Below are 26,203 nucleotides of genomic sequence, written 5' to 3' on the forward strand. Positions count from 1 at the left end.
CGTGGCGTCGGACCCGGAAGGCGCGGTCTGTCGGGGAGGGGCGGCCGGGCCAGGGCCGAGCACGTAGGCTCGGGGCGGTGAAGAGGCGTCTAGTGAGCCAGGAGCAATCGTGATTCCCGGTGGTGGGCAGCCTGACATGCAGCAGTTGCTGCAGCAGGCGCAGAAGATGCAGCAGGATCTGGCCGCGGCGCAGCAGGAGCTGGCCGAGGCATCCGTCGAGGGCACGGCGGGCGGTGGTCTGGTGAAGGCGACCGTCAATGGTTCCGGTGAGCTCCAGGGGCTGGTCATCGACCCGAAGGCCGTGGACCCGGAGGACACCGAGACCCTCGCGGACATGGTGCTCGCGGCGGTCCGCGACGCGAACAGCGCGGCTGCCGCGCTGCAGCAGGAGAAGCTCGGCCCGCTGGCGCAGGGCATGGGCGGCATGCCCGGCCTGCCGTTCTGACGACGGTTTCAGCCGCTCGCGTTCCCGGCCCGCTCCCGCCCGCTCCCGGCGCCCGGCGGGGGCACGGGGTCGGGGGCGAGCGGCGTCGGCCGGTGTCGGGCGTGGGGTCGGCAAGGGCCGACGAGGGCTGGTCAGCGGCTAGTGGTGGCTCGTAAGGACCACTAACGTACTCAGAGACGAACGAAGAGCAGGCGGGAGCCATCCGTGTACGAAGGCGTGGTCCAGGACCTCATCGACGAGTTGGGCAGGCTGCCCGGCGTCGGTCCCAAGAGCGCGCAGCGGATCGCTTTCCACATCCTGCAGGCCGAGCCCGCCGACGTACGCAGGCTCGCCAGTGCGCTGACCGAGGTCAAGGACAAGGTCAGGTTCTGCGCGGTGTGCGGCAATGTCGCGCAGGAGGAGCAGTGCCGGGTCTGCCTGGATCCGCGCCGTGACCCGTCGGTCATCTGCGTGGTCGAGGAGCCCAAGGACGTCGTGGCGATCGAGCGGACCCGCGAGTTCCGGGGCCGCTACCACGTGCTGGGCGGGGCGATCAGCCCCATCGAGGGCGTCGGTCCCGACGATCTGCGGATAAGGGAACTGCTCTCCCGCCTCGCCGACGGGACGGTCACCGAGCTGATCCTCGCCACGGACCCCAACCTCGAGGGCGAGGCGACGGCCACGTATCTCGCGCGGATGGTCTCCGCGATGGGGCTGAAGGTGACGCGGCTGGCGAGCGGGCTTCCCGTCGGGGGAGACCTGGAGTACGCGGACGAGGTCACTCTGGGGCGGGCCTTCGAGGGAAGACGGCTCCTTGATGTGTGAGCCGGTGCGAGCCCGCGATGTGTGAGCCCATGATGTGTGAGCCCGTGCGAGCCTGTGCGAGCCGAGGGCCACAAAAGCCCACAGGGGAGAGGTTGCCCGATGTCTGATGCGACGCTGAACTCCATCAAGAACAGTCCCGACGACTTCGCGGTCCAGATCAGCGACCAGATCGAGAGCTTCATCGTCTCGGTCACGGAGGTCGCCAAGGGCGACGACCCGGACAGTGCTGTCCCCTACCTCCTGCTGGAGGTCTCGCAGCTGCTCCTCGCGGGCGGCCGGCTGGGTGCGCACGAGGACATCGTTCCGGACGAACGATATGAACCGGATGTCGGCCCGGAGCCGGACGTCGACGAGCTGCGTGAGCGGCTCGCGGCGCTGCTGGACCCGGTCGACGTCTACTCGGAGGTCTTCGACCCGTACGTGCCGCGCTCGGCGCCCGTCGCCTGCCGGATCTCCGACGACCTCTCGGACGTCCTCACCGACCTGCGGCACGGCATGGCCCACTACCGCGCGGGCAGGGTGAGCGAGGCCCTGTGGTGGTGGCAGTTCTCCTACCTCTCCAACTGGGGCCCGACCGCCTCCGCGGCGCTGCGCGCCCTGCAGTCGTTGGTGGCGCACGTCCGGCTGGACAAGCCCTTGGAAGAGCTCGACGGCCTCGACACCGACAGCGACGCCGGGGACGAGGACGGCTCCCTGGAGGCCGAGGCCGGCGCCGTCATGGCCGCCGAGATCGCCGAACCGCTGGGCCTCAAGAACGCCTGAGGGCACGCCGCAGCAGCGCCGCCCGGAAGGCACCTAGGCCAGGAGTCCCGCTCGGCGCGCGGCCTTCAACCAGGAGGGGAACTCGCTCACCACGCTGCGGTAGAGGGCGTCGTCGGACAGGTCGCGCGGGGCGGGGCCCGCCGGGAAGAAGCCGGCGTTGTCCACCACGCGCTTGGCCGGGACCGGGAGTTCGTCGAGCTTGCGCAGGAAGTCGAACTGCTTGCTGTCTGGGTCGCCGAACCCGACGAACTGCCAGAACAGCGGGAGCCGCGCGGCCGTGCACAGCACGTGCTCGGCGGCGGTGCGTGAGGTCGGGCCGCCGTCCGTCTGGAAGATCACCAGGCCCGGGTCGGTGGCGCCCGAGGCGGTGTAGTGGTCGATGACCGCCTGCATGGCGAGGTGGTAGTTGGTCCTGCCCATGTGCCCGAGGCTTTCGTGCAGTGCGCCGACGCGGTGCTGGTAGGCGTCCAGGCTGACCTCGGCCGTGCCGTCCACCTCGGTGGAGAAGAAGACCACGGGGACGACGCCGTCGTCGTCGAGGTTCGCGGACAGCCCCAGTGCCTGCTCCGCGAGGTGCTGCACCGTGCCGTCCTTGTAGTACGGGCGCATGCTCCCCGAGCGGTCCAGGACCAGATAGACCGCGGCCCGCTGGTCCCCCAGTCCGGCGCTCTCCAGGGAGTGGCGGGCACTCTTGTAGAGGCTCACCAGGCCGGGCGCCAGGGAGGCGACCTTCTGCAGATCGACGGCGGGGCCCTGCTTCGATGAGCGGTGCCCCGGTGACGCCGACGAGCGTTGTCCCGGCGTGCGTTTGACGTAGTCGATGGCCATTCCGGCAGCCTACGGACTCCTGGGTCGCACGGGTGACTCCCGTCACACTGTTTCCGTCGCACCGTTCCCGCACTGCTGCGCGGACGACTGCTGCGCGGACGGGGCGGACGCGACGACCGGGGCGGCCGAGCCGTGCCGCATCGTGAACAGGCTCACGTTTCCGTGTCATTTCGCCCCGGGTGGGCAGGGGCCTTCGCGGACGGGACCCGGTTCCGTCCGGTCGTTAGACTGAGCCGACCAGTGGATCCCATCCTTCCGGGCAGCGTCGCGCGGAGCGCCGGGGTCCCGGGAAATGATTTCGAGGAGCGAGCACACGTGGGCCTTGTCGTGCAGAAGTACGGCGGCTCCTCCGTTGCCGATGCCGAGGGCATCAAGCGCGTTGCCAAGCGAATCGTCGAAGCCAAGAAGAACGGCAACCAGGTTGTCGTCGTGGTCTCGGCGATGGGTGACACGACGGACGAGCTGATCGATCTTGCCTCAGAGGTGTCTCCGGTCGCCTCCGGCCGTGAGTTCGACATGCTGCTGACCGCAGGAGAGCGGATCTCCATGGCCCTGCTGGCGATGGCGATCAAATCCCTCGGCCACGAGGCGCAGTCGTTCACCGGCAGCCAGGCGGGTCTGATCACCGACTCCGCGCACAACAAGGCGCGGATCATCGACGTCACCCCCGGCCGGATCCAGGACTCGGTCGACGAGGGCAACATCGCGATCGTCGCCGGCTTCCAGGGCGTCTCCCAGGACAGCAAGGACATCACCACCCTGGGCCGGGGCGGTTCCGACACCACGGCCGTCGCGCTGGCCGCGGCGCTGGGCGCCGAGGTCTGCGAGATCTACACCGACGTCGATGGTGTCTTCACCGCCGACCCGCGGGTGGTGAAGAAGGCGCGGAAGATCGACCGGATCTCCTTCGAGGACATGCTGGAGCTGGCGTCGTCCGGCTCCAAGGTGCTGCTGCACCGCTGTGTCGAGTACGCGCGCCGCTACAACATCCCGATCCACGTGCGGTCGTCCTTCTCCGGCCTGAAGGGTACGTGGGTCACGAACGAGCAGCCGGACGGGCAAGGGGAAGAGTCGATGGAGCAGGCGATCATCTCGGGTGTGGCACACGACACGTCCGAGGCCAAGGTCACGGTCGTGGGGGTGCCGGACAAGCCGGGCGAGGCCGCGGCGCTCTTCCGTGCCGTCGCGGAGGCCGAGATCAACCTCGACATGGTGGTCCAGAACGTCTCCGCAGCTTCCACGGGCCTGACCGACATCTCCTTCACGCTCCCCAAGGCCGAGGGCAAGAAGGCCATCGCCGCGCTGGAGAAGGTGCAGGGCACCGTCGGCTTCGACTCGCTGCGCTACGACGACCAGATCGCGAAGATCTCCCTCGTCGGTGCGGGGATGAAGACCAATCCGGGTGTCACGGCGACCTTCTTCGAGGCGCTGTCCAACGCCGGGGTCAACATCGAGCTGATCTCCACCTCGGAGATCCGCATCTCGGTCGTCACCCGCGAGGAGGCCGTGGGCGACGCGGTCCGCGCCGTCCACTCGGCCTTCGGGCTGGACAGCGAGTCGGACGAGGCCGTGGTCTACGGGGGCACCGGCCGTTAGGGCTCGCCCCACGGACCTGTGCCCTCGCCCGACGCCCCGCGGGCTGCGGGTCGGCCGTGGTTGATCGCGCGGTTTCCCGCGACTCTTCGGATCGCGTCTGCGGGACCCACTGGCCACAGCGGTGCTCACTGACGGACAATGGCGCTCCCCGCCCCTGCAACCGGCAGGCAGGCGGGGAGCGTCTTTGTGCCTCCAGAGCCTGACGCGCAGGGGGAGCGCGGTCGACGGCCTGGGCGGCGACACGGGGTTCTGGCGGCCCACGGCCGGGAGGTGCCCCGAATGGAGACTGAGAGATGTGTGTATGACGGCATGTGGTGTGTTTTCGCGCACAGTGCCTGTCGCGTACAACCCTGACGGGGGGAAACGTGTCAAACAGGCGTGGCAGAGGTACTCGGAATCGCAACGGCCCCTGGTCGTCCCGGCCCCGGAGCTGGAAAGCTCCCGGTGGCCGGAGGCATGCCTGTGATCGCGCCGTGGCCCGCCGCGCGCCCCTCGCGTCCGCTCACACAGCATGGGGACGCTGACGAGGCGATGGCACATGGCACCACAGTCGACCACCTGACCGAGACCTACCGCGCCCACTACAAGTCCCTGCTCGGGCTCGCGGCGCTCCTGCTCGACGACACCGCCTCGTGCGAGGACGTCGTCCAGGAGGCGTTCATCCGCGTCCACTCGGCACGCAAGCGTGTGCGCGATCCCGAGAAGACCCTCGCCTACCTCAGGCAGACGGTCGTGAACCTCTCCCGCTCCGCACTGCGCCGCCGCATCCTCGGGCTGAAGTTGCTCTCCAAGCCGATGCCCGACATGGCGAGCGCCGAGGAGGGGGCCTACGAACAGCTCGAACGGGATCAGTTGATACAGGCGATGCGCGGCTTGCAGCGGCGCCAGCGCGAAGTGCTGGTGCTGCGGTACTTCGCCGATATGACCGAGGCTCAGGTGGCCGAGGTGCTCGGACTCTCCCTCGGCTCCGTGAAGGCGTACGGGTCGCGCGGTATCGCAGCGCTGCGCACCGCCATGGAGACGACGTCATGAGTGAGGGACTGGGGCTCCCCGGCGGGGAGGAGCCGCGTCAGCGGCGGGTGCCGCGCGACGAGACGCCTGACGGGACACCTGACGGGACGGACGAGGCGACCGAGAGCGCCGAGCGGGCCGGGAGCGACGAGACCACCGAGAGCGCCGAGCCGGACGACCGCGCCGCGGACGGCCCCGAGGAGGGCGGCTCCGGCGGCGACGACTCCGCGCCGAAGGAGATGTCGCTGGACCTCTTCGACGAGTCCGCGCTCACCTCGGAGGAGGAGACGCTCCGGGAGCTCCTGCACAGCAGCGTCCGCGGCATCGAGCCGCCGGCCGACAGCCTCGACCGTACGCTCGATCATCTGCACCGGGCGGTGCCCGCGCGCCGCGCGCACCGTCGTCAGGCGATGGTCGGCGGAGTGGCGGCGACGCTGGTGGCCGTCGTCGGCGTGCCCGCGCTCTTCTACGGCGGTGTCGTGCCCGGTGTCGGCGGCGACGACCACCCGGTGACGGCCGCCAGCACCCATGGGCAGACCCGCGGCCCCGACGCCGGTTCCGGTGGGAGCGGCGGCAAGGACGAGGACAAGCACGCCGGCGGCAAGGACAAGGACAAGGACAAGGGTGACAAGGGCGGCGGGAGCGCCCATCCGGCGCCCTCCGGGGGGCCCGGTGACAGCGCCGACCCCAATGAGAGCCTCAGCGCCAGCGCGCCCAGCTGCGGCAGCGATCAGCTCGGTGCCGGTTCGGCGCAGTCGGGGGTGCCCGACAGCAGCGGCACGGTCTACGGCAGTTTCCGTGTCGCCAATGTCTCCGGCAACGCGTGCACGGTCGAGGGCGAGGGCATCGTGGGCGCCTCGGTGCAGGGCAGCGGTGGCGGACAGGTGGTGGTCGTCGACCACGCCCGCGGCGACCCGGCCCCGGGCCTCGGTGACCCGGCTGCCTCGCGGGACGAGGTGGTGCTGCGGCCCGGTCAGGCGTACGTGGTGAAGTTCGCCTTCGTGCCCAGCGGCTGCAGCTCGCCCACACCGCAGGGCGGCCGGTACGACGGCGAGACCTCCGGTCCCAGCGCCGGGGCCGGTGAGGGTTCGGCGGACGGCGGCGGCGACAGCGCCGGCGGCGGCACCGGGACGCCCGGCGAGAGCAACGGCGGCAGCGGCGACCCGGGCGGGGGCGACGCCGAGGTCGTGGTCTCGCACACTCCCGAGAGCGGCGCTCCCGTGGCGGGCACCCGGGTACCCGGCGCCTGCGGCAGCGGAACGATCTACCGCACCGGCGTCATCCCCCAGGGCTGACCCCCTTGGCACCGGGCGCGAGGGGGTGCCCCGCGTCGGCTGAGGGGTGCCCGTTGGCGGCGGTGTCCCCGGCTGGTCGTACTGTGGGGGCGTGTACCGGTTTTTGGTGACCCCGCGATGGTGGGCGATCAACATCTTCGCCGTGTTGGCGATCCCGGTCTGCGTGCTGATGGGCAGCTGGCAGCTCAGCCGTTTCGACGACCGGGTCGACCGTCACCAGGAGCAGCAGGAGCAGTCGACTGCTCAGTCCCACGCCGAGGCGCGGCCGTTGCGGGAGCTGTTGCCGCTGACCCAGGAGACGGTGGGCCGCACGGCCGAGGTGACGGGCCGCTTCGACACGGCGCATCCGCTTCTCGTGCCCGACCGTACGGTCGAGGACGAGCGGGGCTTCTACGTGCTGTCCCTGCTGCGGACCGACGCCACCGACGGCGACAAGGCCGTCCCGGTCGTACGCGGCTGGCTGCCCGGCAAAGCGGATCCGGACCGGGTGCCGGCGCCGCCGAAGGGCGAGGTCACCGTTACGGGTGTGCTGCAGGCGTCGGAGTCGCACACCGACGCCGGTTCGGGGGCGACCGGCGGGCTGCCGGACGGGCAACTCGGTTTCATCAGTGCCGCGGCGCTCGTCAACGTCGTCCCGTACGGCGTGGAGGACGCCTGGCTCACCGAGCAGCGCACGCAGGCGCCGCTGAGGCCGGTGCCGCCGGTCGCGCCCGACAACACCGGCCTCGACATGAAGGCCTTCCAGAATCTGGGCTACACGGCGCAGTGGTTCGTGTTCGCCGGATTCGTGGTCTTCATGTGGTTCCGCTTCTTCCGCCGCGAGGCGGAGCTGGCCAAGGACGCCGCCCTGGGCCTTATTCCGGACGAGCAGTCGGAGAGCCGGCCGGACGGTCCGGAAGCGGGTGCCGGCCCTCCCGGTCCGTCTTCGGAAGATGCCGCAACGCGAAGTCGATCTCCAGCCTGATCTGCTTGATCCGCTCCTCGACGACGAGCGAGCCGTGCCCCGCGTCGTAGCGGTAGACCTCGTGCGGGTGGCCGCGCGCCTCCAGCCTGGCGACATAGTTCTCGACCTGCCGGATGGGGCACCGGGGGTCGTTGACACCCGCCGAGATGTAGACGGGCGCGCGCACCTTGTCGACGTACGTCAGCGGTGACGACGCCTCGAAGCGCTCGGGCACCTCCTCCGGGGTGCCGCCGAGCAGCGTGCGGTCCATGGACTTCAGCGCCTCCATCTCGTCGTGGTAGGCGGTGACGTAGTCGGCGACCGGCACGGCGGCCAGCCCGAGCGCCCACACCTCCGGCTGGGTGCCGACGCCGAGGAGGGTGAGGTAGCCGCCCCAGGAGCCGCCGGCCAGGACGAGCCGGTCCGGGTCGGCGAGGCCGGAGTCGACGGCCCAGGCGCGGACGGCGTCGATGTCCTCCAGCTCGATCAGTCCGACGCGGTGCTTGAGCGCGTCGGTCCAGGCGCGGCCGTATCCGGTGGAGCCGCGGTAGTTGACCCGTACGACGGCGAAGCCGTGGTCGACCCAGGCGGCGGGCTGACCGGCGAAGGAGTCGCTGTCGTGGTGGGTGGGGCCGCCGTGCACCTCGAAGACGGTGGGGAAGGGGCCCTCCCCGGCGGGCTTCTGCACCAGTGCGTGCACGGTTCCGCCGGGGCCCTCGACCCAGGCGTCCTCGACGGGCACCGAGCGCGGTGCCTTCATCCCGGGAGGGTCGAGCACGGTGGAGCCGGTGGTGGAACGTACCTGCGGCGGTTCGGCGGCGGACGACCACAGGAACTCCACCGTGCCGTCGGGCCGCGCCGTGGCGCCCATGACGGAGCCGGCGGGCGCGTCGATGCGGGTGCGTTCGCCGCTCGCCAGGTCGTAGCGGAAGAGCTCGTCGCGGGCCTGGTGGCTGTGTGCGATCAGCAGTGCGGAGGCGTCCGGATACCACTCGGCGGCGACATCGCCCGGCAGGTCCAGGTCCAGCTCGGTGGTGGTGCCCGCGAGCGGGTCCCAGATCATCGGCTCCCACCGGCCGCGCCGCTGGTGGCCGATCAGCAGCCGCGGGTCGCCGTCGACGGGGGCGAAGCCGAGCACGGTCAGGCCGAGCTCCTTGGTGCCGCCCTCGCTGTCGTCCAACTCCGCGACGGTCGATCCGTCGGGCCGTACGACGCGCAGCGCCGAGTGCATGGCGTCACCGTGTTCGGTGTGCTCGATCACCAGCAGCGTGCTGTCGTGGGAGAGATCGCCCACACCGGCCGACTCGCTGTGCCGGTAGATCTCGACGGGCGGTTTGGGCGCGCCGGAGCCGGGGCGCAGCACATGGATGGTGGAGCCGTCCTCGTCCGTGGAGCGGCCGACCACCACGGTGCCGTCCCTGCCGATCGCCAGTCCCGCAGGGTAGGCGGGGTCCAGGCCCTCGACGGCGCGGACGTCGGGGCCGCCCTCGAAGGGCTGGCGCATCCAGACGCCGAACTCGTCGCCGTCGGTGTCGGAGAACCACCAGATCCACTCGCCGTCCGGGGAGAGGGTGCCGTCCGTGGTGCCGTTCGGCCGGTCGGTGACCTGCCGCTGTTCGCCGGTCGTCCGGTCCCAGGCGTACAGCTCGAACGTGCCCGTCGCGTTCGATACGAACAGCGACCGGGCGGGTGCGTCCTCGGCCCACTCGGGCAGTGAGACGCGCGGCGCCCTGAACCGCTTCTCCCAGTCGGGCATGGCGTGGTCGGGCAGTGCGTTCTGATCCATGCGCCCATTGTGGACCGGGACCGGTGGTCGGGGCGCGGGGTCCCGAACAGTACAGTTCGAGCCGTCCGTGTTCGAGCCGCCCGTGCTGTGAGGTGCCCGTGATGTCCCCGTCCGCCGCCGGCCCGCCCCAGGCGGCGGCGCCGGTGACCGTCGTCGGCATCGGGGCCGACGGCTGGCCGGGCCTGACCGAGCCGGCGCGGGAGGCGCTGCGCGCGGCCGAGGTGATCATCGGCGGTGGCCGGCAGCTCGACCTGCTGCCGGGGCGGGAGTGCGCGGGGCAGCGGGTGGCGTGGCCCTCCCCGCTGCGGCCCGCCGTCCCCGGGCTGCTCGCGGCGCATGCGGGGCGTCGGATCGCGGTGCTGGCCAGCGGCGACCCGTACTTCTACGGGATCGGCCGCACCCTCACCGACGTGCTGCCGCACCTCCCGCTCCGGGTGCTGCCGCACCCCTCGTCCGTCAGCCACGCCTGCGCGCGGCTCGGCTGGGCGCTGGAGGAGTGCGAGGTCGTCAGCGTCGTCGGCCGGCCGCTCGCCCGGATCGCCGCCGCGCTGCACCACGGGCGGCGGCTGCTGGTGCTCGGCGCGGGGGCCGGCACCCCCGGCCAGGTCGCGGCGCTGCTGCGGGAGCGCGGCTTCGGGCCGAGCCGGGTACGGGTGCTGGAGCAGCTCGGCGGCGCACACGAACGCAGCTACGAGGGGACGGCGGACGGCTGGCCGCACCCGCCGGGCGACCCCCTCAACATCGTCGCCGTCGAATGCGCGGCGGCGGCCGACGGGCTGCGGCTCGGCGCCGTGCCCGGCTTGCCGGACGCCGCCTACGAGCACGACGGACAACTCACCAAGCGCCATGTACGGGCCGCGACGCTCGCGGCGCTGGCGCCCGCGCCCGGCGAACTGCTGTGGGACGTGGGCGGCGGCGCGGGCTCGATCGCGGTGGAGTGGCTGCGCACGCACCCGGCCTGCCGGGCGCTCACGGTGGAGCGCGACCCGGAGCGGGCCGCGCGGATCGTCCGCAACGCGGACCGGCTGGGGGTTCCGGGGCTGCGGGTGGTGACCGGCACGGCGCCGGACGCGCTGGCCGGACTGCCCACGCCCGACGCCGTGTTCGTCGGCGGCGGGCTGACCGCGCCCGGTCTGCTGGACGCCTGCTGGGCGGCGCTGCCGGTGGGCGGCAGGCTGGTCGCCAACACCGTCACCCTGGAATCGGAGGCGCTGTTGGTGGAGTGGTACCGGCGGCACGGCGGCGAGTTGGTGCGGCTCTCGGTGGCGCACGGGGTGCCGGTGGGCGGCTTCACGGGCTGGCGGCAGGCCATGCCGGTGACGCAGTGGGCGGTGTGCAAGGGCACCGACTCGGCAGAGGGAGGGGACGAGAGATGACGGTGTACTTCATCGGTGCCGGTCCCGGCGCCGCCGATCTGATCACGGTGCGCGGCGCCCGGACGCTCGCCGCCTGCCAGGTGTGCCTGTACGCGGGCAGCCTGGTACCCCGCGAACTGCTCGCCGAGTGCCCGCCCGAAGCGCGGCTGGTCGACACGGCCCAGCTCGATCTGGACGCCATCACGGAGGAGTTGGTGCGCGCGCACGGCGAAGGGCTGGACGTGGCGCGGCTGCACTCCGGCGACCCGTCCGTCTTCAGCGCCGTCGCCGAACAGATGCGGCGCCTAGACGCGGCGGGGGTGCCGTACGAGGTGGTACCGGGTGTGCCCGCGTTCGCTGCGGCGGCTGCCGCGCTGAAACGGGAGCTGACGGTGCCCACCGTCGGCCAGACCGTCGTACTGACCCGGATCGCCCGCCAGGCCACCCCCATGCCGGAGGGCGAGGACCTGGCCACCCTGGGACGCAGCGGCGCGCTCCTCGTACTGCACCTGGCGGTGCGGTACGTGGACGAACTCGTCGCGGAGCTCGTTCCCTCCTACGGTGCCGACTGTCCGGCGGCGGTCGTGGCCTTCGCCAGCCGCCCGGACGAGACGGTGCTGCGGGGCACGCTGGAGGACATCGCCGAGCAGGTGAAGGCCGCGGGCATCAGCAAGACCGCGGTCATCCTGGTGGGCCGCACGCTGGGGGCTTCGCACTTCCGCGACAGCCACCTGTACTCGGCGGAGCGCGAGCGGCACGTTTGTTGATCCCTCGCTTGCGGGCCGCGCCCCGAAGGGGCGCGGGGAACGGCGCGACCGGCCACAACGGAGCCGCAGCCTGCGGACGGCAGACAGGGGCAGCCCCTGCTCAGAAGCGCAGCGCTCAGCGCACCGTGCTGCGGCCCACAATGGTTCCGGCGCGGTCGATGCAGAGGACATCAACGGCGACGGGTGCCCCGCGCAGCACCGCGAGGGCTTCGTCGCGGGCGGTCTCGGCCACCAGGTCGCCGAGGGGGACATCGGCGGCGGCACACAACTGGAGTGCCGCCAGCCCCGTGTTGGCGCCCGCGACCCGCTCGGCGAGCTCTTCGTCGGCGCCTCCCGCGCGGGCGAGGGAGGCGAGGAAGCCCTTGTCGACCTGGGAGCGCTTGGAGTGCAGATCCATGTGCCCGGCCGCCAGCTTCGACAGTTTGGCGAAGCCGCCGCAGATGGTGAGCCGCTCCACGGGGTGGCGGCGTACGTACTTCAGGACGGCGCCGGCGAAGTCCCCCATGTCCAGCAGCGCGTCCTCCGGCAGCCCGTACTCGGCGACGACCGTGCGCTCCGAGGTCGAGCCCGTACACCCGGCCACATGGGTACGCCCTGCCGCACGTGCCACATCCACTCCGCGCCGGATCGAGTCGATCCAGGCGGAGCACGAGTAGGGGACGACGATGCCGGTCGTCCCCAGGATCGACAGCCCGCCGACGATGCCCAGCCGCGGGTTCCAGGTGGAGCGGGCGATCTCCTCCCCGTTGTCGACCGAGAGCGTGATCTCCATATCGCCGCTGCCGCCGTACTGCTCCGCGACGCGGGTGACGTGCTCGCGCATCATCTGGCGCGGCACCGGATTGACGGCGGGCTCGCCCACCTCCAGGGGCAGTCCGGCGCGGGTGACGGTACCCACACCGGGCCCGGCCCGGAAGACGACGCCCGCGCCCGGCGCGAGGGGGCGCACGGTGGCGCGCACGAGGGCGCCGTGGGTGACGTCGGGGTCGTCGCCCGCGTCCTTGACCACGGCGGCGGTGGCGTACCCGGGCTGCGCCTCCTCGTAGGCGAGGGCGAAGGCGGGGGTCTGTCCCTTGGGCAGGGTGATCGTCACCGGGTCGGGGAAGTCGCCGGTCAGCAGCGCGGTGTAGGCGGCGGTCGTCGCCGCCGTCGCACAGGCTCCGGTCGTCCAGCCGGGCCGCAGCCCGGTGTGCTTGAGTTGGGCGTCGCGCCCGCCTGCGGCCTCGTGCCCGCTTGCGGCCTCGCGCCCGCCCTTGGCCCCGCCCCCTGCCGCGTCACTCATGGAAGGAACCGAACGCCGTGCACGTGCTGATTCTCGGCGGTACGACGGAGGGCCGCCGCCTGGCCGAGCTGCTGGACGGCGACGGCACCCCGGGCCTGCGGGTCACCAGCTCGCTGGCCGGACGGGTGGCCGGTCCGCGGCTGCCGGTGGGCGAGGTGCGGGTGGGCGGCTTCGGGGGTGTGGCGGGGCTGACGGAATGGCTGCGTGCACACCATGTGGACGTACTCATCGACGCCACCCATCCCTTCGCCGAGACGATCAGTTTCCACGCCGCCGAGGCCGCGGCCGGAGCCCATGTTCCCCTGCTCGCCCTCCGCCGCCCCGGCTGGGTGCCGGAAGCGGGGGACAAATGGCACATGGTGGACTCTTTGCCGGAGGCCGCGCAGTTGTTGCCTCGTCTGGGACGGCGGATCTTCCTGACGACGGGGCGGATGGGACTGGCCGCCTTCGCGGGGCCCGAAAGCGACGGCCTGTGGTTCCTCTCCCGCTCCGTCGACCCCCCGGAACCGGGCACGCCGACCCCCGCCCGTACGGAGCTCCTCCTGGACCGGGGCCCGTTCTCGCTGGAGGGCGAACGCGAGCTGCTGCGCAGCCACCGCATCGACGTACTGGTCACGAAGGACAGCGGCGGTGCGGCCACCGCGCCCAAGCTCACGGCGGCACGGGAGGCGGGCATCCCCGTCGTGGTCGTCCGCCGCCCCCCGGTCCCGGAGGGAGTACGGGTGGTCACCGACCCCCAGGAGGCGGCGCGGGCGGTACGGGAACTGTGACCGTCGGCGCGGGGCCGCGCGGCACCGGGGGACTCGGGCTCAGTCCTCCGGGTACCGCCTCGGGGTCCACACGCGCTCCGTGCCGTCCGGCCGCCGCGACACCTGGGTCTGGGAGGAGCCGACGAGCAGGAGCGTGCGCATGTCCACCTGGGCCGGGTCCAACTCGGCCAGCGGGACGACCCGTACCCGCTCCTCGTCGCCGCCCACATCACGCGCCAGCACGACGGGTGTGTCCGGCGCGCGGTGCTCCAGCAACACCTCGCGGGCCTTGCCGACCTGCCAGGTACGGCTGCGCGAGCCGGGGTTGTAGAGGGCGAGCACCAGATCGGCCGCGGCGGCGGCGCGCAGCCGTTCGGCGATGACCTCCCACGGCTTGAGGCGGTCGGAGAGGGAGAGCACCGCGTAGTCGTGGCCCAGCGGCGCACCGGCGCGGGCTGCCGCGGCGTTGGCGGCCGTCACCCCGGGCAGCACCCGAACGGGTACGTCCGCGTACGCCTCCTGGGCAGCGGCTTCCACCACGGCGGTGGCCATCGCGAACACCCCCGGATCGCCGCCCGAGACGACGGCCACCCGTCGCCCGCGCCGCGCCAACTCCAGTGCGAACTCGGCGCGCTCCGTCTCCACCCGGTTGTCGGAGCCGTGCCGCCGCTGTCCGTCACGCGGCGGCACCCGGTCCAGATAGGTGGTGTAGCCGACCAGGTCGTCGGCCGCGGCCAGCGCGCCCCGCGTCTCGGGCGTGAGCCACAGCGGCCCGGCCGGTCCGGTTCCGACGACGACGACTTCGCCAAGGGAGCCGGCGGGGTTCGCGGCGGCGGTCGCCCTGCCCGCCTTGCCCACCTTGCTCGGCAGTACGGCGACCGAGAAGTACGGCACCGAGTCCGGGTCGATGTCGGCCACCCGTCCGGTGCGCTCGCCCTCCATGGTGGCGCGTTCGACGTAGCGGGCCTCGGCCAGCCGCCCCGACCGCTCCAGCGCGCGGCGCACCTTGGGGAACGTACGCCCCAGCTTCATCACGGCCACCGCGTCGCTGGAGGCCAGCCGCGCCGTCAGTTCCTCCTCCGGCAGCGTGCCGGGCAGTACGGTCAGCGCCTCCTCCGCCTCGGACAGCGGGGTGCCGAGCCGGGCCGCGGCGGCACTCACCGACGTGACGCCGGGAATGACCTCCGTGGGGTACCGGTGTGCCAGCCGCTTGTGCATATGCATGTACGAGCCGTAGAAGAGCGGATCGCCCTCGGCGAGCACGGCGACGGTACGGCCCGCGTCCAGATGCGCCGCCAGCCGCGCCGCGGCCTGCGCGTAGAACTCCTCCAGCGCGCCCCGGTAGCCGCCGGGATGATCGGTGGACTCCGTGGTGACGGGGTAGACCAGCGCTTCCTCGATGTGGTCGGCGCGCAGATGGCGGGCCGCGATGGAACGCGCGATCGAACGGCCGTGCCGGGCGCTGTGGTACGCCACCACGTCCGCCTCCGCTATCGCCTCCACCGCACGTACGGTCATCAACGAAGGGTCACCGGGCCCCAGCCCCACGCCGAGCAGCCGCCCGGCGCCCGCGCTCTCGGTCACGTCGTCGCCCCTCACTCGGTCGGTGCCGGTCACCTGGCTCATTCCTCCTCACTCGCGATGGCGTTGAGCGCCGAAACGGCCAGGGCGCTGCCGCCCCGACGCCCGTGGACGACCAGGTGCTCCAGCCCGGAAGAGTGCTCGGCCAGCGCCTGCTTCGACTCCACGGCCCCGACGAACCCGACCGGCACCCCGATCACGGCGGCCGGCCTCGGCGCGTCCGCCCCGCCTTCCTCGATCATCTCCAGCAGTCGGAACAGCGCGGTGGGCGCGTTGCCGATCGCGACGACCGAACCCTCCAGGCGGTCGCGCCACAGTTCGAGCGCGGCGGCCGTACGGGTCGTCCCCAGTTCGGCGGCGAGTTGGGGAACGGCGGGGTCGGCGAGCGTGCAGACCACCTCGTTGTCGGCGGGAAGCCGCCGACGGGTGACGCCGCTGGCGATCATGGCGACGTCGCAGAGGATGGGTGCCCCCGCGCGCAGGGCCGCGCGCGCCTTCTCGACGACGCGCGGGGTGTAGGCGAGGTCCCGTACGAGATCGACCATGCCGCAGGCGTGGATCATCCGCACCACCACCTGACCGACATCGGCGGGCAGCCCCGCCAGATCCGCCTCGGCGCGGATGGTGGCAAAGGACTGCCGGTAGATGGCAGCGCCGTCCTTCTCGTACTCGAACACTGTGCTCCCGCTCATCGTCATGGGCTGCCGTTCGTCCTTGAGCTGCCGTTCGTGCTGCGGCTGCCGTTGGTCCTGGGACTGCTGTTGGTCCTGGGACTGTCGTGCGTTCTGGGGCTGTCGCGTCATGGGGATGTCGTCGCCGGGTTGTCGCGCACCGGACCGTGCGCCGCCTCGCCCGCGCCGGTGCGGGCAGCCGCCACGATGGCGGCGAGCTCGGAGCGCGGGGCGCGGGGTACCGGGCGCACCGCGCCGCTGCCCCCGATGACGGACACCTGGTAGCCGTCCGCACCGGCGACGACCTCCACCCGGTCGCCGCGCGGATGCCCGCACCGGCGCTCGCATCCCGCCCAGTACACGGGCAGCGCACGCGGTCCGCCCGCGGCGCCGTCACCCGCCACCGCCGTGGCGGCGTCCGCGCGTACGTCCGTCAGGGACTTGGCGCAGCCCGGCCGTCCGGCGCAGGCCCCGACACCCCGCCACGGGGACGCTCGGTCCACGACCAGTCCCGCGGCACCCAGCGCCGCCAGCGCCTCCGGCGCGCGCCCGGGTGCGAGACCGGGTACGACGACACCGCGCCACGGGGTCAGCCGCAGCTCGCCGCTCCCGGCCCGCTCGGCGGTGCGGACGAGCAGCTCCCACTGCCGGCCGGTCAGCCGCCCGAGGGGAGCGAGCAGACAGAGCGCGACCGTCCCCGACGACCCGGTGACCAACCCGGGCGCGGGCCCGTCGCCGGTCACCCCGGATTCCGCAGGAACCGGAACAACTCGGGCGGCCCCCCTCAGTCGTTGCGCGGTCCTACGGGCCAGCTCCCCGCCCGCCATGGGGAGATCGGCCACCCGCCACGCGCGGACGCCGCACTCCCGTGCGGCCTCCAGAAAGACCTCTGCGGCGGCCACCGCGCCGGCAGCGGCGCGCTCGCTCGCGACGCGGAGCGCCGAGGCGCCGCGGCCCGCACCGATCCGCAGCAGCGCGCACCCCTCGGACTCGGCGACCAAGGTCACATCGGCATCGAGCGCGGCGACATCACCGCGGCCGTCGTCCACCGCGAACAGGAAACGCCCCGACAGCTCGCGCAACTCTTCGCTCTCGCACACCAACCGGTCCAACTCGGTGAGCCGGCCGCGGATGTCCAGGTGTCCGGACCCGTCCAGGCCCGACAGCGGCGAGGCCACGATGTTGCGGACGCGCTCGTGCGCGACGGAGGGCAGCAGCCCCGCGCCGCCCAGCATGCGTGCCAGTTCGACACCGGAGTCGGCACCGAGCCCGCGGAGTTGAACATTGCCGCGCGAGGTCAGATGCACATCGCCGTCCCCGAGCCGGGAAGCCGCCGCGTGCAGGGCCGTGGCCTGCGCGACGTCGAGCACACCGCCGGGCACCCGCACCCGGGCCAGCCCGCCGTCGTCGGCCTGGTGCAGCCGCAACGCCCCCGGGCACGCGTCCTCCCGCGCCCGGGAAGCCGCGCAGTTGGTTGCACCAGCAACCGGCGCAGCGGCATACGCGGACGAACGAGCGGAGGGCATGACCATGTCGGCGAGCATACCGACCCCCCACCACCCCCCTTCCGAAGCGCCGCCCCCGCCCCAGGGGCGCGGCCCTCCACACCGGGCGCCCTCCCGCCGCGCACCCGGCCCCCGTACGATGCTGACGGCGGACCACCCGGTCCGCCTCATCGCCGGCGACGGCGACAGGGAGGAAGCCGGTGCGAATCCGGCGCGGTCCCGCCACTGTGAGCCCAGCCGCCGGCGCGGCCGGGTGAGCCAGGAACTCCCTTCCCCACGCTCTTCGCACCTCACCCGGTCTTCGGCCGGAAGGTCTCCGGAGCAGGGGAGACCAGTCCGAGACCGCCCGGGGCGTGGACACCCCGAGGAAGGGCCGATCGCAGCATGCCGCTCTCGTCACGTGACAACGCCGACTCCCCCACCGGCGCCGAAGTCACCGCCGCCGTCGACGCTCCCGTCGCCACCCCCGACGACACGCCTCGGGTGATCCTCCTCCTGTCGACCTCCGACACGGACCTGCTCAGCGCCCGTGCGGCGAACGCGGCGCAGGCGGCGGGCGCGGCAGACGCGGCGAATACGACGGACGCGGCAAATGTGACGGGCCCGGTGAGTGCGACGGTCCCGGCGAATGCGACGGACGCGGCGCAAGGTGGCACCTCCGCGCCCCTCACCTACCGCTACGCCAACCCGAGCCGCATCCCCGAGGACACCGACGCCCTCACCACCGAACTCGACGCTCTCCTCGAAGGCGTCGACCTCGTCGTCGTCCGACTGCTCGGCGGCATCCGGGCCTGGCAGGAGGGCATCGACCTGCTCCGCGCGGCCGACGTCCCGCTCGTCGTGCTGACGGGCGAACAGGCTCCGGACGCCCAGCTGATGGCGGCCTCCACGGTCCCGATCGGGGTGGCCGCCGAAGCGCACGCGTACCTCGCGCACGGCGGCCCGGCGAACCTCGTCCAGCTGGCCCGCTTCCTCTCCGACACGGTGCTGCTCACCGGGCACGGCTTCGAGCCCCCGGCCCCGGCCCCCTCCTGGGGCCACCTGGACCGCGAGCCCGCACCGAAGACATCCAAGACACCCGCACCGACGGACACGGCCGCCCCCACCATCGCCGTCCTCTACTACCGCGCGCACCACATGAGCGGCAACACGGCGTTCGCCGCCGCGCTCTGCGACGCCATCGAGGCGGCCGGCGGCAGGCCCCTGCCCCTCTACGTGGCGTCCCTCCGCGCCCCCGAGCCCGAACTCATCGAGGAGCTCCGCGCCGCGGACGTCATCGTGACGACGGTGCTGGCGGCGGGCGGCGCCGGCGGCGCCAAGCCGGCCGATGCGGGCGCGGGCGGCGACGACGAGGCGTGGGACGCGGGCGCCCTCACCGACCTGGACGTACCGATCATCCAGGCGCTGTGTCTGACGGCGCCCCGCTCCGACTGGGAGCAGAACGACGAGGGGGTCTCGCCGCTGGACGCGGCCAGCCAGATCGCCGTTCCGGAGTTCGACGGGCGGCTCATCACCGTCCCGTTCTCCTTCAAGGAGATCGACGCCGACGGCCTGCCGTCCTATGTGGCGGACCCGGAGCGCGCGGCGCGCGTCGCGGGCATCGCCGTCCGCCATGCCCGGCTGCGCCGTATCCCGGCGTCCGAGAAGCGGCTGGCCCTCGTGCTGTCGGCGTACCCGACCAAGCACTCCCGGATCGGCAACGCGGTCGGTCTCGACACCCCGGCCAGCGCGGTGGCGCTGCTGCACCGCCTCCGGGCGGAGGGCTACGACTTCGGCGCCGCCGACATCCCCGGCCTCGTCCCCGAGGACGGGGAGCACACCGGTGACGCCCTCATCAGGGCCCTCATCGAGGCGGGCGGCCACGACCAGGACTGGCTCACCGAGGAGCAGCTGGCCAAGAACCCGGTCCGCATCCCGGCGGCCGACTACCGCCGCTGGTACGCCACCCTCCCGCAGGAGCTGCGCGACGCCGTGGAGGAGCACTGGGGCCCGCCGCCGGGCGAGATGTTCGTCGACCGTACGCACAACCCCGAAGGCGACATCGTCCTGGCGGCCCTGCGCCACGGCAACCTGCTCGTCCTCATCCAGCCGCCCCGCGGCTTCGGCGAGAACCCCATCGCCATCTACCACGACCCGGACCTGCCGCCCTCGCACCACTACTTGGCGGCCTACCGCTGGATCGCCGCCCCCCGGTCCGACGGGGGCTTCGGCGCCGACGCGATGATCCACCTGGGCAAGCACGGCAACCTGGAGTGGCTGCCCGGCAAGAACGCGGGCCTGTCCGCGGCCTGCGCCCCGGACGCCGCGCTGGGCGATCTGCCGCTGGTCTACCCGTTCCTGGTCAACGACCCGGGCGAGGGCACGCAGGCCAAGCGCCGGGTGCACGCCACCCTCGTCGACCACCTGGTGCCGCCGATGGCCCGCGCCGACTCCTACGGCGACATCGCCCGGCTCGAACAACTCCTGGACGAGTACGCCCAGATCAGCTCCATGGACCCGGCCAAGCTGCCGGCGATCCGCGCCCAGATCTGGACGCTCATCCAGGCGGCCAGGCTCGACCACGACCTCGGCCTGGAGGAGCGCCCCGACGACGACGGCTTCGACGACTTCCTCCTCCACGTCGACGGCTGGCTGTGCGAGGTCAAGGACGCGCAGATCCGCGACGGGCTGCACGTCCTGGGCGCCGCTCCGGCCGGCGAGGACCGCGTCAACCTGGTTCTGGCCATCCTGCGCGCCCGCCAGATCTGGGGCGGCCAAAGCACCCTGCCCGGTCTGCGCGAGGCCCTCGGCCTGGACGAGTCCGCCGCCACCCGCACCACCTCCGACGAGGCGGAGGCGAAGGCCCGCGCGCTGGTCGAGGCGATGGAGGCCGCGGACTGGGACCCGCAGGCGGTGTCCCGCGCAGCCGCCGGCCACCCGCAGCAGGTGGCCGACATCCTCGACTTCGCAGCCCGCGAGGTCGTACCCCGGCTCGCCGCCACCACCGCCGAGCTGGACCACACCGTCCACGCGCTGAACGGCGGCTTCGTACCGGCGGGCCCGTCCGGCTCGCCCCTGCGCGGACTGGTCAACGTGCTGCCGACGGGGCGCAACTTCTACTCCGTCGACCCCAAGGCCGTCCCCTCCCGCCTCGCGTGGGAGACGGGCCAGGCACTGGCCGACTCCCTCCTGGAGCGCTACCGCACGGACAACGGGACCTGGCCCACCTCCGTCGGCCTCTCCCTGTGGGGCACCAGCGCCATGCGCACCGCGGGCGACGACATCGCCGAGGCCCTCGCGCTGCTGGGCGTCCGCCCGGTGTGGGACGACGCCTCCCGCCGCGTCACGGGCCTGGAGCCCATCCCGTACGAGGAACTGGGCCGCCCCCGTATCGACGTCACCCTCCGCATCTCCGGCTTCTTCCGCGACGCGTTCCCGCACGCCGTGGCGCTGCTGGACGACGCGGTCCGGCTGGCCGCCTCGCTCGACGAGCCGGACGAGGCCAACCACGTACGCGCCCACACCCAGCAGGACCTGCGCGAACACGGCGACGAACGCCGCGCCACCACCCGCATCTTCGGCTCCCGCCCCGGCACCTACGGCGCGGGCCTGCTCCAGCTGATCGACTCCCGCGACTGGCGCACCGACGCCGACCTCGCCGAGGTCTACACCGTCTGGGGCGGCTACGCCTACGGACGCGACCTCGACGGCCGCCCCGCGCGGGGCGAGATGGAGACGGCGTACAAGCGCATCGCCGTCGCCGCCAAGAACACCGACACCCGCGAACACGACATCGCCGACTCCGACGACTACTTCCAGTACCACGGCGGCATGGTCGCCACCGTGCGGGCGCTGCGCGGCACCGCGCCCGAGGCGTACATCGGCGACTCCACCCGCCCCGAGACGGTGCGCACCCGCACCCTCGTGGAGGAGACCTCCCGCGTCTTCCGCGCCCGGGTGGTCAACCCCAAGTGGATCGAGGCGATGCGCCGCCACGGCTACAAGGGCGCCTTCGAACTGGCCGCCACCGTCGACTACCTCTTCGGCTACGACGCCACCACCGGCGTGGTCGCCGACTGGATGTACGACAAACTCACCGAGACCTACGTCCTGGACGAGACCAACCGCGCCTTCCTCCAGGAGTCCAACCCCTGGGCCCTGCACGGCATCGCCGAGCGCCTGCTGGAGGCCGAGTCCCGCGGCATGTGGTCCAAGCCCGACCCGGCCACCCTCGACGCGCTGCGCCAGATCTACCTGGAGACGGAAGGCGAACTGGAACAGGACGAGTGACTTCTCGATCCCTCAACTCCCTTCTCTGGTAGGCGAGTTACTCGTGTGAAAGGAGTGCGTCAGTCGGGCGTCGGAGGCATACTCTCCGCCCATGAGACGGAAACTCGGGTACAAGGCCGTCACCGCGGTGGCGGCCGCCCTCGCCTGCGTATGGATGGCGGCCGGATCGGCCCCGGCCGACGAGACGCCCTCGGAAGACGCATGCCGGGTGACGGACTACACCATGCCGACCGGGGACTGCGGAGACTTCCGTCAGGTGTTCGCGGAGAACTTCAACGGCGACACCGTGCCGGTCGGCTCGTTCTCCGACTGCGACCACAACGTCGACACGGCCGACGCCTACTGCGGCGGCCTCAGCGGTGAATACCGCGCCAACTGGTGGGCGTACCCGACCGGGTGGTACGACACAGCCCACCCGAACAACCACAGCAACGGCAACGACCGCGAGAGGGGCGGCGAGTACCGCGCCGACAAGACCGTCTCCGTCTCCCCCTCCGGCTACGACGGCACCGGCACCATGAAGGTCGACATGTACCGGCCGCAGACCGGCGACGACAACTACGTCGCCACCGTGGTCCCCCGCAAGTGCATGGACCGCGCGTACGGCAAGTACACCGAGCGCTTCAAGGTCACCCGGATGGACCCCGGCTTCAAGGCGGCGCACCTCTTCTACGAGGAGCCCCACGAGATGGACTTCCCCGAGGCGGGCGGCAACTTCAACGACGACACCATCTCCGCCTTCACCCACCCCAGCGAGGAGAACGTCGACACCGGCGCCTCCTGGACCACCCCGCACACCACCTCCATCGAGTGGACCCCGGGCAAGGTCAAGTACTTCCTCGACGGCAAGCTGGTCAAGACCGCCACCCGCGACATCTCCTCCTCACCGATGGACTGGGCCCTCCAGAACGAGTCGGCCCTCTCCGGCCCCTACGCGGCCCCCGGCGCCCACGCCACGATCGAGACGACGTGGGTGACGTGCTACACGTACAACCCCTGACGGCTGGAGGGGGTGGCGGCCGGTAGCCGGCCACTCGACTACGGGTCAGCCCTGCTCGGCGGTGCGGCGGTGCGGCGGTACGGCGGTTGTCGGTACGGCGGTACGGCCACCCTTTCTCGGCGGTTTGGCGGCTCGGCGGTCCGGCTGTCCCCGCTCGGCGGCCCGGCTGATCGGCTATCCGTCGATCAGCTCCCGCACCCGCGCGGCCGACCAACTCCCGGCCGCCCCCGGCGCCCCGGCGAGGTACGCGGCCACCGTGCCGATGCTCCAGGCGCCGGTCTCGCACAACCCGGTGGCCAGGTACCGGAGATACCTGGCCACCGGAACCACATGGGTCACCTCCGCCACCGTCCACGGTGCGGTGAACGTCACGACCGGATAACCATCCAGCTCCCCGGGGCTCACCAGCGTCTCGTACCGGCCCTCTCCCAGCGACGCCCGACCGCGGCCGAGCACCTCGGCGAGGTCCAGGTCGGCACCCGGCTCGCGGCCCATCTCCTGGGCCGCGACATCGGAGAACTGGGCGGGCGTCAGTAGATGGGCGACCGCGAGGGTCGTTCCCTGCGCATCGGGATCGTGGAAAGCCCGCCCACCGCCCCACACGGGCGAGGTCGTCGCGAAGTACAGCACCCCCGGCAGCTCGACGGGCACCGACCGCGTCGGCATCCGCCCGTCCCGGCACCCCGGATAACTCCGCGCAGCCCCCTCCGGCCGCCCCCCGCAGATATACGCCCGCAACCGCTCCCGATGCGCATTGGACCCGTAGGCGGCGTACCAGATCCTCTCCGGCACCTCCACCCGAGTCTCCGCCGGCCGCACCACCCGCACCGCTTCCTCCACGCGCCCTGCCGTCACTGTCGCTGACCGTTCTATGATCGCTACTCCGTGTACGAGGGGCGGGCCGGAAGGAGGCCGCCGCTCCGGGCGGTGTCGCATGGGGGGGGCGTGTATGGCGGCTGGTGGATCGGCGTCGCGGCGGGCGCAGGAAGCACGGCGACAGGAGCGTTTGCTCCGGGAGCAGTGGCAGGCGGCCCGCGAGGAGGCCCGTAGGTGGGAGGCCGCCAGCGAAGGGGAACGCCGGATCGCCGCCCAGCTGTTGGTGCTTACAGCGCGCGGATGGCGGCTGCTGGTGGACCGCAAGTGGCCGGGAACCCGTGCTGCGAACGTGGACATGCTGCTGGTCGGTCCCGGCGGGGTATTCGTCATCGACGTCAAGAACTGGCGCACCGCACCGGAGACCACCGGCGGGAAACTCCGCGCTGGGGGCGAGCAGCGCGACCCCCACGTGACGAAACTGTTGGCCGTGACAAAGGCGGCCGAGGGAGCAGTGGCGTCGTTGGGTATGTCGCCCGTGGCGGTCCAGCCGCTGATGGTCTTCGCCGGGCACCGTCTCGACGCCGAGGTGGGCCGGGTCCGGCTGCTGGGGGAGCGCGAGGTGGGCCCAACGTTGCTGTCGGAACGGCACCGGCTGCGCGCGGAGTCCGTGCGGGCCATAGCGGATCACCTGGACCGGGTCTTCCCGGAGTACGAAGGCTCCTCGGTGAACCCCTCCGTAACCCCCTCGGGAGCCGATCCGTCGTCGCTCGCCGAGCCGGGCGCCGCCGGTAAGGCGGCCGCACCTCGGTCGGAGCAGCCCGACGGCCTCTTCGACCTCGAAGGACTCCGCGAAGCAGCCGTCGACGCCGCGCTGCGCGCCCCCATCGAGCAGTGGATGTCCTTCCTCCACCCCGACCAGGTCGCCCTCGTACGCCGCAACTGGACAGGCCCAGCGCGGATCAGCGGCCCGGCGGGCACCGGCAAGACGGTTGTCGGCCTGCACCGTACAGCCAGGCTCGCCAGGCACACCACGGGCCGTGTGTTGTACGTCACCTTCGCCAACAACCTTCCGCGAGTACAGGCCACCTTTCTCAGAACCATGTCCCCCTCTGTCGCCGACCGGGTGGACTTCCGCAGCCTGCACTCCTGGGCGAAGGAGTTTCTGCAGGAGGGCGGAATTCCCGTTCGGCTGGATCGCGGCAAGGCTCTGACCGCCTTCAACCTCGCGTGGAAATGGACGGGCAGGGAGAGCGTGCTGACCGAAATCGACCCGGACCACCGGTACTGGAAGGAGGAGATAGACCACGTCATCAAGGGCCGGGGCATCACTTCATTCGAGGAGTACGCCACCGTCCCGCGCCGACGCCGCCGCTCGAGCCTCCGCCGGGTTCACCGCCAAGCCGTCTGGCGCCTGTACGAGGCGTACGAGCAGCACCGCACCGAACGTGGTTTCCACGACTTCAACGACGTGCTCTCCCTCGCCCTGGCAGAAGCCCGCCGCCGTACGGAAGAAGGACAGCGCCCGTACGCGGCCGTGGTCGTGGACGAGGTGCAGGACCTGACACTGGTCGGCGTGCAACTCCTTCACACCCTCGTCGGTGACGCCCCCAACGGCCTGCTCCTGGTCGGCGACGGTCAGCAAGCCGTCTACCCGGGGGGCTTTCGGCTCTCCGATGCCGGGATCGACATCCGTGGCGACCGTGGACAGGTGCTGCACACCAACTACCGCAACCGCCGCGAAATTCTGGAGGCAGCGCTGGAGGTGGTCGCCGACGACACCTTCGAGGACATCGACGGACTGCGCACACCAGGCCGTCGCAACGTCGATTTGACCTACCACGACGGCGAAGTGATCCGCGTCGTCGAACCGACGCAGGCGGCACACGACCAGGCGCTCGTCCAGGCCCTGCACGCCCTCCCACCCGGAGCGCTCCCCGACACCGCCGTCCTGTGCCCCTCCATACGCGCAATCGACCACTACCACCGGCTCCTCGAACGGGAGGGCATTCCGGTATGCCCGCTGGACCGGTACGACGGCCACCCGGTCGACGCCGTCAAAATCGGCAGCTATCTGCGAGCGAAGGGACTCGAGTTCAAACGGGTCTTCCTGCCGGACCACGACGCGGCAGTCCCGCAGGCCCCGGAATCGGTTTCGCTCCCGGGCCCGGATGCGAACCGTCGGCCTTCGTACGAGACAGCCATGGAACGCAGCGAACTCGCCCGCAGCCAGCTCTTCGTCGCCATGACCCGCGCCCGCGATGTGCTGTGGCTGGGAAGCGTGAGGCACCGCCCAGGCTGCGCTCGCTGACGCCCGTGAGGCGAGAAGGACCGGACTATCCCGCCGCCTCGGAGCTCTTGTAGTAGTCGCGGCAGAAAGCCACCAGGTCGTCGGCGTGAGTGGCGCCGTACTCCGACGGCGACGAGCTCTCGACGACCTCGATGATCTGATGCGCCGAGGCCGACCGATACCCCATCGCGCTGGTGCCCTCGGTGACGGTCACTCCCCAGTACTTCACCAGAACCGGGGACCGCTGGAAGGAGCGGTAGGTCTTCGTATCGCGCAGATCCCGATCGGTGATCTCCACATTCAGCCCCTCGGCGATGGCTTTCCTGGCATAGGCCACAGCCGCGTCGAGATCCAGCGTGTAGAAGGTCAACGGCCGCCCGTTGGACTGGCGAGGGATCGACATGCGGGCACCCTACGGACGCCGGCCCGCCTCAAGACCTCTTCGAGCCAA

At 72.1% G+C, this 26,203-nt stretch carries 21 protein-coding genes and 1 riboswitch; of the genes, 13 read left to right on the forward strand and 8 right to left on the reverse strand.

The genetic code is table 11. The features are described from left to right. Positions 1–109: 109 nt before the first annotated feature. From JW613_RS05690 to JW613_RS05700, 3 genes are all read left to right on the forward strand, one after another. Positions 110–445: a YbaB/EbfC family nucleoid-associated protein gene (locus JW613_RS05690; protein WP_099883169.1), complete on the forward strand. Its 336-nt coding sequence runs from the start codon at positions 110–112 to the stop codon at positions 443–445. A gap of 204 nt (positions 446–649) precedes the next feature. Then, positions 650–1,249: a recombination mediator RecR gene (recR, locus tag JW613_RS05695; protein ID WP_099883170.1), complete on the forward strand. Its 600-nt coding sequence runs from the start codon at positions 650–652 to the stop codon at positions 1,247–1,249. Between the two features lie 99 nt (positions 1,250–1,348). Beyond that, the gene (locus JW613_RS05700; protein ID WP_099883171.1) at positions 1,349–2,011 is read left to right on the forward strand and encodes a DUF5063 domain-containing protein; all 663 of its coding nucleotides are present in this window, start codon (positions 1,349–1,351) and stop codon (positions 2,009–2,011) included. Between the two features lie 33 nt (positions 2,012–2,044). On the opposite strand, the gene JW613_RS05705 is transcribed toward JW613_RS05700, so the two are convergent. Beyond that, positions 2,045–2,839: a vWA domain-containing protein gene (locus tag JW613_RS05705; RefSeq protein ID WP_209209571.1), complete on the reverse strand. Its 795-nt coding sequence runs from the start codon at positions 2,837–2,839 to the stop codon at positions 2,045–2,047. Positions 2,840–3,154: 315 nt separating this feature from the next. Between JW613_RS05705 and JW613_RS05710 the strand changes: the two genes are divergently transcribed. From JW613_RS05710 to JW613_RS05725, 4 genes are all read left to right on the forward strand, one after another. Continuing rightward, entirely contained in the window at positions 3,155–4,435 is a 1,281-nt protein-coding gene (locus JW613_RS05710) for an aspartate kinase (protein ID WP_099883173.1), read from the forward strand. 378 nt (positions 4,436–4,813) lie between these two features. Then, positions 4,814–5,467, forward strand: coding sequence for a SigE family RNA polymerase sigma factor (locus JW613_RS05715; protein WP_372447903.1), 654 nt, complete (start codon positions 4,814–4,816; stop codon positions 5,465–5,467). Next, positions 5,464–6,741, forward strand: a complete 1,278-nt coding sequence (locus JW613_RS05720) for a hypothetical protein (RefSeq protein ID WP_209209572.1) — start codon at positions 5,464–5,466, stop codon at positions 6,739–6,741. The genes JW613_RS05715 and JW613_RS05720 overlap by 4 nt, the downstream gene beginning before the upstream one ends. A 91-nt stretch (positions 6,742–6,832) precedes the next feature. Next, the gene (locus JW613_RS05725) at positions 6,833–7,705 is read left to right on the forward strand and encodes an SURF1 family protein (RefSeq protein ID WP_209209573.1); all 873 of its coding nucleotides are present in this window, start codon (positions 6,833–6,835) and stop codon (positions 7,703–7,705) included. Here the strand turns inward: JW613_RS05725 and JW613_RS05730 are convergent. Continuing rightward, on the reverse strand, positions 7,596–9,470 hold the full coding sequence (locus JW613_RS05730) for a S9 family peptidase (protein ID WP_209209574.1): 1,875 nt from the start codon (positions 9,468–9,470) through the stop codon (positions 7,596–7,598). The genes JW613_RS05725 and JW613_RS05730 overlap by 110 nt on opposite strands. Positions 9,471–9,571: 101 nt before the next feature. Between JW613_RS05730 and cbiE the strand changes: the two genes are divergently transcribed. After that, the gene (gene cbiE / locus JW613_RS05735) at positions 9,572–10,846 is read left to right on the forward strand and encodes a precorrin-6y C5,15-methyltransferase (decarboxylating) subunit CbiE (protein ID WP_209209575.1); all 1,275 of its coding nucleotides are present in this window, start codon (positions 9,572–9,574) and stop codon (positions 10,844–10,846) included. Further along, positions 10,843–11,592 carry a precorrin-4 C(11)-methyltransferase gene (gene cobM, locus JW613_RS05740; protein WP_099883177.1) on the forward strand — a complete coding sequence of 250 codons (750 nt, stop codon included), beginning with the start codon at positions 10,843–10,845 and terminating at the stop codon, positions 11,590–11,592. Before cbiE ends, cobM begins: the two co-directional genes overlap by 4 nt. Positions 11,593–11,707: 115 nt before the next feature. Here the strand turns inward: cobM and JW613_RS05745 are convergent, their stop codons facing one another. Next, a complete protein-coding gene (locus JW613_RS05745; protein WP_209209576.1) occupies positions 11,708–12,874 on the reverse strand; it encodes a cobalt-precorrin-5B (C(1))-methyltransferase in 1,167 nt (388 codons plus the stop codon). Positions 12,875–12,891: 17 nt separating this feature from the next. Between JW613_RS05745 and JW613_RS05750 the strand changes: the two genes are divergently transcribed. Beyond that, entirely contained in the window at positions 12,892–13,644 is a 753-nt protein-coding gene (locus JW613_RS05750; RefSeq protein WP_209209577.1) for a cobalt-precorrin-6A reductase, read from the forward strand. A gap of 39 nt (positions 13,645–13,683) precedes the next feature. Here JW613_RS05750 and JW613_RS05755 read toward each other — a convergent pair whose 3' ends face one another. The 3 genes from JW613_RS05755 to cobG form a co-directional block, all read right to left on the reverse strand. Then, on the reverse strand, positions 13,684–15,249 hold the full coding sequence (locus JW613_RS05755) for a precorrin-2 C(20)-methyltransferase (protein WP_209209578.1): 1,566 nt from the start codon (positions 15,247–15,249) through the stop codon (positions 13,684–13,686). Further along, positions 15,246–15,881 carry a precorrin-8X methylmutase gene (locus JW613_RS05760; protein WP_209209677.1) on the reverse strand — a complete coding sequence of 212 codons (636 nt, stop codon included), beginning with the start codon at positions 15,879–15,881 and terminating at the stop codon, positions 15,246–15,248. The genes JW613_RS05755 and JW613_RS05760 overlap by 4 nt, the downstream gene beginning before the upstream one ends. Positions 15,882–16,003: 122 nt before the next feature. After that, positions 16,004–17,407, reverse strand: a complete 1,404-nt coding sequence (cobG, locus tag JW613_RS05765) for a precorrin-3B synthase (protein ID WP_372447904.1) — start codon at positions 17,405–17,407, stop codon at positions 16,004–16,006. Positions 17,408–17,570: 163 nt separating this feature from the next. Further along, a riboswitch (cobalamin riboswitch) is annotated at positions 17,571–17,648 on the forward strand. A 116-nt stretch (positions 17,649–17,764) separates the two neighbouring features. On the opposite strand from cobG, the gene cobN reads away from it, so the two are divergent. Next, positions 17,765–21,649 carry a cobaltochelatase subunit CobN gene (gene cobN, locus JW613_RS05770; protein ID WP_245225037.1) on the forward strand — a complete coding sequence of 1,295 codons (3,885 nt, stop codon included), beginning with the start codon at positions 17,765–17,767 and terminating at the stop codon, positions 21,647–21,649. A 91-nt stretch (positions 21,650–21,740) separates the two neighbouring features. After that, entirely contained in the window at positions 21,741–22,649 is a 909-nt protein-coding gene (locus JW613_RS05775; protein ID WP_209209580.1) for a glycoside hydrolase family 16 protein, read from the forward strand. A gap of 174 nt (positions 22,650–22,823) precedes the next feature. On the opposite strand, the gene JW613_RS05780 is transcribed toward JW613_RS05775, so the two are convergent. Further along, positions 22,824–23,315 (reverse strand): histone deacetylase, encoded by a 492-nt coding sequence (locus JW613_RS05780; protein ID WP_307865798.1) that lies wholly within the window; start codon positions 23,313–23,315, stop codon positions 22,824–22,826. Positions 23,316–23,655: 340 nt separating this feature from the next. On the opposite strand from JW613_RS05780, the gene JW613_RS05785 reads away from it, so the two are divergent. After that, the gene (locus tag JW613_RS05785) at positions 23,656–25,773 is read left to right on the forward strand and encodes a nuclease-related domain-containing DEAD/DEAH box helicase (protein WP_245225038.1); all 2,118 of its coding nucleotides are present in this window, start codon (positions 23,656–23,658) and stop codon (positions 25,771–25,773) included. A gap of 25 nt (positions 25,774–25,798) precedes the next feature. Here JW613_RS05785 and JW613_RS05790 read toward each other — a convergent pair whose 3' ends face one another. Continuing rightward, positions 25,799–26,155, reverse strand: coding sequence for a hypothetical protein (locus JW613_RS05790; RefSeq protein ID WP_209209582.1), 357 nt, complete (start codon positions 26,153–26,155; stop codon positions 25,799–25,801). Positions 26,156–26,203: the final 48 nt, after the last annotated feature.

Source organism: Streptomyces smyrnaeus (assembly GCF_017676345.1).
Classification (GTDB): Bacteria; Actinomycetota; Actinomycetes; order Streptomycetales; family Streptomycetaceae; genus Streptomyces; species Streptomyces smyrnaeus.

What these genes read in the sequence shown, in the direction of transcription:
- JW613_RS05775 (WP_209209580.1), top strand. Translation starts at nt 21,741, where the DNA reads ATGAGACGGAAACTCGGGTACAAGGCCGTCACCGCGGTGGCGGCCGCC.
- cobM (WP_099883177.1), top strand. Translation starts at nt 10,843, where the DNA reads ATGACGGTGTACTTCATCGGTGCCGGTCCCGGCGCCGCCGATCTGATC.
- cbiE (WP_209209575.1), top strand. Translation starts at nt 9,572, where the DNA reads ATGTCCCCGTCCGCCGCCGGCCCGCCCCAGGCGGCGGCGCCGGTGACC.
- JW613_RS05755 (WP_209209578.1), bottom strand. Translation starts at nt 15,249, where the DNA reads ATGAGCCAGGTGACCGGCACCGACCGAGTGAGGGGCGACGACGTGACC.
- JW613_RS05700 (WP_099883171.1), top strand. Translation starts at nt 1,349, where the DNA reads ATGTCTGATGCGACGCTGAACTCCATCAAGAACAGTCCCGACGACTTC.
- JW613_RS05730 (WP_209209574.1), bottom strand. Translation starts at nt 9,470, where the DNA reads ATGGATCAGAACGCACTGCCCGACCACGCCATGCCCGACTGGGAGAAG.
- cobN (WP_245225037.1), top strand. Translation starts at nt 17,765, where the DNA reads ATGCCGCTCTCGTCACGTGACAACGCCGACTCCCCCACCGGCGCCGAA.
- JW613_RS05790 (WP_209209582.1), bottom strand. Translation starts at nt 26,155, where the DNA reads ATGTCGATCCCTCGCCAGTCCAACGGGCGGCCGTTGACCTTCTACACG.
- JW613_RS05745 (WP_209209576.1), bottom strand. Translation starts at nt 12,874, where the DNA reads ATGAGTGACGCGGCAGGGGGCGGGGCCAAGGGCGGGCGCGAGGCCGCA.
- JW613_RS05720 (WP_209209572.1), top strand. Translation starts at nt 5,464, where the DNA reads ATGAGTGAGGGACTGGGGCTCCCCGGCGGGGAGGAGCCGCGTCAGCGG.
- JW613_RS05705 (WP_209209571.1), bottom strand. Translation starts at nt 2,839, where the DNA reads ATGGCCATCGACTACGTCAAACGCACGCCGGGACAACGCTCGTCGGCG.
- cobG (WP_372447904.1), bottom strand. Translation starts at nt 17,407, where the DNA reads ATGGTCATGCCCTCCGCTCGTTCGTCCGCGTATGCCGCTGCGCCGGTT.
- JW613_RS05780 (WP_307865798.1), bottom strand. Translation starts at nt 23,315, where the DNA reads ATGCCGACGCGGTCGGTGCCCGTCGAGCTGCCGGGGGTGCTGTACTTC.